6 protein-coding genes are annotated in these 5781 nt (G+C 60.6%); 4 read left to right on the top strand and 2 right to left on the bottom strand.

What is annotated here, in order from left to right; translation table 11 throughout:
- From WB528_RS27745 to WB528_RS27760, 4 genes are all read left to right on the top strand, one after another.
- The coding region (locus WB528_RS27745; RefSeq protein WP_423892537.1) for a potassium transporter Kup at positions 1–1279 on the top strand (1279 nt) is incomplete at its 5' end.
- Positions 1280–1393: 114 nt separating this feature from the next.
- Entirely contained in the window at positions 1394–1729 is a 336-nt protein-coding gene (locus WB528_RS27750; RefSeq protein WP_423892538.1) for a rhodanese-like domain-containing protein, read from the top strand.
- 8 nt (positions 1730–1737) lie between these two features.
- Complete coding sequence (locus tag WB528_RS27755; protein WP_423892539.1) at positions 1738–2901, top strand: aminotransferase; 1164 nt, start codon at positions 1738–1740, stop codon at positions 2899–2901.
- Positions 2902–2913: 12 nt separating this feature from the next.
- Positions 2914–4029, top strand: a complete 1116-nt coding sequence (locus tag WB528_RS27760; protein WP_423892540.1) for a polyamine ABC transporter substrate-binding protein — start codon at positions 2914–2916, stop codon at positions 4027–4029.
- A gap of 14 nt (positions 4030–4043) precedes the next feature.
- Here WB528_RS27760 and WB528_RS27765 read toward each other — a convergent pair whose 3' ends face one another.
- Entirely contained in the window at positions 4044–4976 is a 933-nt protein-coding gene (locus WB528_RS27765; protein WP_423892542.1) for a lipid A biosynthesis lauroyl acyltransferase, read from the bottom strand.
- Positions 4977–5024: 48 nt separating this feature from the next.
- The coding region (locus WB528_RS27770) for a beta-ketoacyl synthase N-terminal-like domain-containing protein (protein WP_423892541.1) at positions 5025–5781 on the bottom strand (757 nt) is incomplete at its 5' end.

Below are 5781 nucleotides of genomic sequence, written 5' to 3' on the forward strand. Positions count from 1 at the left end.
CCTCAACCCCGCGCTGGCCGTGTCCTTCATGCTTCACCACGGCCTGATCGGTTTTGTCACGCTCGGCGCCGTGTTTCTGGCCGTCACCGGTGCGGAGGCCCTCTATGCCGACCTCGGGCATTTTGGCAAACGGCCGATCCAGACGGCATGGTTGTTCATCGTGTTACCGTCGCTGGCGCTGAATTATCTGGGCCAGGCTGCGCTGGTCATCGCCGATCCCAAGGCAATCGAGAATCCCTTCTTTTTGATGTTCCCGGACTGGGCGCTGATTCCAATGGTCACGCTCGCTACCGTTGCCACCGTGATCGCCAGTCAGGCGGTGATCACCGGCGCCTATTCCCTGACGCAGCAGGCGATTCAACTCGGCCTGCTGCCGCGATTTGAGATCAGACACACTTCCGAATCTCAATTCGGCCAGATCTATATTCCGCGCATCAACATGCTGCTGTTCTTTGCTGTGATGCTGTTGGTGCTGCTGTTTCGCTCTTCGAGCGCGCTCGCTTCGGCCTACGGCATCTCGGTGACTGGCACCATGGTGGTCACGGGCATGATGGGATTCGTCGTGATCTGGAAGGTCTGGAAGTGGTCGCCATTCGCGGCTGCGGCGTTGATTGCGCCGTTTCTGTTTCTCGATTTGACGTTCCTGGCCGCCAATCTTCTGAAGGTGCTGGAAGGCGGCTGGGTTCCGCTGGCGCTCGGCTCGATCGTCATGCTCTTGATGTATACGTGGCGCCGCGGCAGCAGGCTGCTGTTCGAGAAATCTCGAAAGCTTGAATTCCCACTGGTCGATCTGGTGGCGATGTTGGAGAAACGGCCGCCACAACGCGTGCCCGGCACCGCCGTTTTTCTCACCAGCGACCCCGTCAGCGCGCCGACCGCCTTGATGCATAGTCTAAAGCACTACAAGGTGTTGCACGAAAAGAACGTTATTCTCACCATCGAGACCGCAGCCACCCCGCGTGTCGACCCGTCCGAACGCGTGAGACTGGAATTGGTCAGCAACACCTTTACCAAGGTCACCCTGCGATTCGGATTTATGGAATCGCCGAACGTACCGAAAGCGCTGGCGATTGCGCGCAAGCTCGGCTGGCAATTCGACATCATGTCGACGTCCTTCTTTCTGTCACGCCGCGCGCTCAAGCCGGCTGCGCATTCCGGAATGCCGCGGTGGCAAGATCACCTCTTCATCGCGTTGAGCCGTACCGCGAACGATGCGACCGATTATTTCCAGATTCCGAGCGGCCGCGTGGTCGAGGTGGGAACGCAGGTCACCGTCTAGGGGCAATACGGCGGCAGGCCTTCTCAAGCGCTTGATTTTCGTCCCGCTAGTGTGGTGGATTTGACTGGCGGCGATGTGGACGGCCGACAGACAGGCGTTCGAGTGGAGGAGTGAGTGACGGATCAGGGACATCGGGTTCACGACTTGACGGCTGAAGAAGTGTCAAAGGGCATGGCCGACGGCCGTTATCTGCTTGTTGACGTCCGCGAGCCCAACGAAGTGGCCGTTGATGCCTATCCCGGCGCGGTCGTGGTGCCGCTGTCGAGCTTCGATCCGCAAGGTATCCCCGATCCGCACGGCAGACAGGTGGTGTTCGCCTGCCGGTCGGGCAAACGGTCGGTGACGGCTTCGCTGGCGGCGCAGGCCGCGGGGCTGCCTTACGACAAACATCTCGCAGGCGGGATGCTGGGCTGGAAGGCGGCGGGCTTGCCCACCAATTCGGGCGGCTGATCATTCCGATGATTTCCATCAACAAGGTATTTGGCGATCTGCCGGTCACCGTCTTTGAGGCGATGTCGCAGCTTGCCCGCGACAACAACGCCATCAATCTCGGCCAGGGCTTTCCGGACGACCCGGGACCGGAGGACATCCGCAACGCCGCCGCCGATGCGGTGATGAACGGTTACAACCAGTATCCCTCGATGATGGGTATCCCCGAGTTGCGGCAGGCGATATCAGGCCACTATCAACGCTGGCACGGCCTTGCGCTCGATCCGATGACCGAGGTGATGGTGACCTCCGGCGGCACGGAAGCGTTGACCTCGGCCATTCTGGCGGTGGTCGAGTCCGGCGACGAGGTGGTCGTATTCCAGCCGGTCTATGACTCCTATCTCCCTATCATCCGCCAGGCCGGTGGCATCCCGCGTCTGGTGCGGCTTGAACCGCCGCATTGGCGGCTGACGGAGGAGGCGCTGCGCGGCGTCTTCAATCACAAGACCAAGGCGGTTCTTTTCAACAATCCGCTCAACCCGGCCGCTGTCGTCTACCCACGCGAAGACCTCGAATTGCTGGCGCGCTTTTGCCAGGAGTTCGATGTGGTCGCGATCTGTGACGAGGTTTGGGAGCACGTCATCTTCGACGGGCGGGCGCACATTCCGCTGATCACCGTTCCCGGCATGCGCGACCGCACCATCAAGGTCGGCTCGGCGGGGAAAATATTCTCGCTCACGGGCTGGAAGATCGGTTTTGTCTGCGCCGCGCCGCCGCTATTGCGGGTTGCAGCGAAGGTGCACCAGTTCCTTACCTTCACCACCGCGCCCAACCTTCAGGCCGCTGTCGCCTATGGCCTCGGCAAGCCGGATGAGTATTTTCACGAGATGCGGGAGGATCTCGCGCGCAGCCGCGACCGGCTGACGAGCGGATTGGAAAGACTTGGCTTTCCCGTGCTGCGTTCGCAGGGCACCTATTTCCTCACCGTCGATTTGTCGCCGCTCGGCCTGAACGAAACCGACGAAGCTTTCTGCAAGCGAATCGTCACCGACTACAAGGTCGCGGCCATTCCGGTGTCGGCCTTCTACGAAAAAGATCCGGTGACGACGGTGGTGCGCTTCTGTTTTGCGAAGAGGGATGCAACGCTCGATACGGCGCTGGAGCGTTTGTCCGATGCGGTGCACCGGCGATAGCGGAGACCAAGGATGCCGTCCCGCCTGCGCGTCATGGCGCAAATCCGGTTTGTCATTGCTGCGGCCGCGCTACTGACGCTGCCAGTAGCCGTGAAGGCTGAGGAGCGGACGGTCAATTTCTACAACTGGTCGAGCTATGTGGCGCCAGGGGTGTTGGAGGACTTCACCCGCGAGACCGGCATCAAGGCCGTCTACGACACCTTCGATGCCAACGAGACGCTGGAAACGCGCCTGTTGGCCGGCAAGTCGGGCTACGATGTCGTGGTGCCGACGGCCTATTTTCTGCAGCTCCAGATCAAGGCCAATGTATTTCAGAAGCTGGACAAGTCGAAACTGCCGAATCTGGTCAATGCGTGGCCGGTCGTGACCTCGCGGCTCGCTACTTACGATCCGGGCAATCAGTATGGCGCCAACTACATGTGGGGCACCACCGGCATCGGCTATAACGTCAAGATGGCCGAGACCATCCTCGGCCGCGGCGCTGCAATTGACAGCTGGGACATCGTCTTCAAGCCGGAGAACCTCGCGAAATTCAGGGATTGCGGCGTCCACATGCTGGATTCGCCCGACGATATTTTCCCGGCGGCGCTCAACTATCTCGGGCTCGACCCGAATTCGACGAAACAGGTAGATCTGGAGAAAGCAGCCGACCTCGTCAGCAAAATTCGCCCTTACGTTCGCAAGTTTCATTCGTCCGAATATTTAAGTGCGCTGGCGACCGGCGAAATATGCCTGGTGGTTGGCTGGTCCGGCGATATCATGCAGGCAAGAAGCCGCGCGGCTGAGGCCAAGAACGGGATTACGATCGGTTATGCGATTCCAAAGGAAGGCGCGCAGATGTTTTTCGACAATCTGGCGATCCCTGCCGATGCGAAGAACGTCAACGAAGCCTACGAGCTGATCAATTTCCTCTACCGGCCGGACATTGCCGCGAGGAATTCCAACTTTCTGTCGTACGCGAGCGGCAATCTCGCGAGCCAGAAATTGCTCGATCCGAAAATCCTGAACGATAAGAATATCTATCCCGATGAGACGACGTTCGCGAAGCTGTTTGTAATCACCGCGCGTGATCCCGTCACACAACGCATCATCAACAGGCTGTGGACCAAGGTGAAGACCGGGCGTTAACGGCTAGCCGCTTGCTACCGCCAGCGGCGGTGCAGCCACAGCCACTGGTCCGGATATTCGCGTATCCATCCCTCAACCACCGACGTGATGGCCTGCATCGTCTGCTGAACGTCGATTTGTCCGGAAGCATCGCGCACGGGCTCGATCTCCTCCGAGAGTTCGGCGCGGAAGCGATGATTGGGCAGGCGGATAATGCGCGTGCCGTGAATCGGGCAGTCGATCTGTCGCAATAAACGAGCAAGCGTCGGGTTGGCTTTGGTCTTGCGGCCGAAGAACGTCACCTCCACGCCGTTGGTGAAATACTGGTCCACCAACATTGCCACGTGCTGGCCGTTGCGTAATGCCTCCGCCATTTTCAACGGTGCGTCGCGGCCGGCGGGAATCAGGGTTCCCATCTTTACCGCGCGCAATTTCTCGATGATCTGGTTGGCGGAAGCGCTATTGGGCCGGCGAAACAGGATGGCAGCATCCAATCCATGCGCTACCGCCGCCACGGCCGGTAGTTCCCAGTTGCCGAGATGGGTCGCAAAGATCAGCGCAGGCTTTTCGTCCAGGCGAAGTTTGGCAAACAGCTCATGCGTACGCGGCCCGATTTCGATCCGGCTTTTTTCAGGGAATGCGGGATCGTGCTCCCAGATATGATCGAGATGGGCAAATTCGGCAGCCAGGCGCCCAAGGTTGTCCCAGACGCCGGTAAGAATAGTCTCGATCTCCTCCGGCGATTTCTCAGGAAAAGCTGCCCTGAGATTGGCGCGGCCGATCCGCTGCTCGCGGGTCAAAGGACCGATCAGGCGGGTGAGGCGGCCGAGAAAGTCGGCGGTCTTGATCGGGTCGAAATAGCGGGCCGTGCGCAGGAGGCTTACGGTCACCGCGCCCACCATGGCATCGCCGACGAACTTGGTCGTGTCTCGAATTCGGGCCTTGGCGCGAAGCAGCAGGGGAGGCATCAGCATCCAACGATCATGCCGGAAGTCTGCGAGCCTTCCGCGCGCCAGCTAAACCGGTTCACGAGTCAAAACCAGCGAGGCATTCTGACCGCCGAAGCCGAACGAGTTCGACATTACCATGGTGACGCGCGCGTCGCGCGCCTTGTTTGGGACGACGTCGAAGGGAATCGCGGGGTCCGGGATGTCGTAGTTGATAGTCGGCGGGATTCGCTGATGCTCGAGCGTCAAAAGCGAGAACACGGCTTCGACCGCACCCGCCGCCGAGAGGGTGTGTCCGACCATGGATTTGTTGGACGATACCGGAATTTGCTTGGCGCGCTCGCCGAACACGGTCGAGATGCCCAGATACTCCATCTTGTCGTTCTCGGGCGTACCGGTGCCGTGGGCATTGATGTAGTCGATCTGGTCCGACGCAATGCCAGCATCGGCCAACGCATTGCGCACGCAGCCGATGATCGGCTTGCCGTCGGGGCTGGAACGAGTGCGGTGAAAGGAGTCGGCGAGTTCGCCGCAGCCGGTCACGACGCCGAGGACCTTTGCGCCGCGGGCGGTGGCGGCTTCAAGACTCTCCAATACCAGCGCGCCGGCGCCTTCGGCCATCACAAAACCGTCGCGGTTCTTCGAGAACGGTCGTACGGCAGCGTGCGGCGGGTCGTTATGGGTCGACAGCGCCGACAGGAGCGAGAAACGCACCAATGCTTCCGGATTGACCGAGCCGTCGGTGGCGACGCAAAGGGCTGCGTCCGCTTCGCCGCGCCGGATCGCCTCGACGCCGAGCTGGATGGCGGTCGCGCCGGATGCGCAA

The sequence above is a fragment of the Bradyrhizobium sp. genome, from assembly GCF_049586575.1.
Taxonomy (GTDB): domain Bacteria; phylum Pseudomonadota; class Alphaproteobacteria; order Rhizobiales; family Xanthobacteraceae; genus Bradyrhizobium.

Bases quoted from the DNA above. Each gene is read 5' to 3' on its own strand.
- WB528_RS27765 (WP_423892542.1), bottom strand. From the start codon at position 4,976: ATGCCTCCCCTGCTGCTTCGCGCCAAGGCCCGAATTCGAGACACGACC.
- WB528_RS27760 (WP_423892540.1), top strand. From the start codon at position 2,914: ATGCCGTCCCGCCTGCGCGTCATGGCGCAAATCCGGTTTGTCATTGCT.
- WB528_RS27755 (WP_423892539.1), top strand. From the start codon at position 1,738: ATGATTTCCATCAACAAGGTATTTGGCGATCTGCCGGTCACCGTCTTT.